The sequence below is a fragment of the Gluconobacter oxydans genome (genome assembly GCF_006539685.1).
Classification (GTDB): domain Bacteria; phylum Pseudomonadota; class Alphaproteobacteria; order Acetobacterales; family Acetobacteraceae; genus Gluconobacter; species Gluconobacter oxydans.
The window spans coordinates 1-521 of sequence record NZ_BJNM01000106.1 but is presented as its reverse complement, the minus strand read 5'-3'; the positions used below and the strand labels follow the sequence as shown (position 1 = coordinate 521).

Sequence of the window (521 nt, the reverse complement as noted above, 5' to 3'; positions counted from 1 at the left end):
CGCTCGACTGCCATTGCACCACCATGCTCCATCGTGTTCATCGGCTTTCTCCGTTCAGAATGTCAGCTCCAGGTCGGGCACCTGCCCTGTGAAGGACACTGGCTGGCCCGTTTGTGAGTGCAGACCGGAAGAGCCCGATTTCCATAGCGCTGCCGGCTTCGTTGTAGTAATGTCGCTACATAAGAACCAGGAGGCTCCCGAGATGACTGTCACCACATTTTCCAGTCGTGAGTTCAACCAGGACACGTCCCGGGCGAAAAAGGCTGCCGTTGAGGGGCCTGTCTTCATCACCGACCGCGGCAGGCCGGCGCATGTTCTGCTGAGCATCGACGACTATCGCCGGCTGACCCACAGACCGCGAAAGATCGCGGATGCACTCGCCCTGCCTGGTGCCGAAGATATCGACTTCGATCCGACGCCCATGACCCTCGGCCTGCGTCCCGCGGACTTTGGCTGATGTTCCTGCTGGACACGAACGTTGTTTCCGAACTGCGAAAGGTGCGGGCGGGCAGGGCCGACCC

Annotated in this window: 1 protein-coding gene; it reads left to right on the top strand. The window is 60.7% G+C overall.

Annotation, left to right across the window (positions count from 1 at the left end):
• Positions 1 to 202 precede the first annotated feature (202 nt).
• Positions 203 to 457, top strand: a complete 255-nt coding sequence (locus GOX01_RS12810) for a type II toxin-antitoxin system Phd/YefM family antitoxin (protein ID WP_062106886.1) — start codon at positions 203 to 205, stop codon at positions 455 to 457.
• Positions 458 to 521: the final 64 nt, after the last annotated feature.

Excerpts from the sequence above, each read along its gene's own strand:
- GOX01_RS12810 (WP_062106886.1), top strand. The coding sequence starts at position 203 with ATGACTGTCACCACATTTTCCAGTCGTGAGTTCAACCAGGACACGTCC.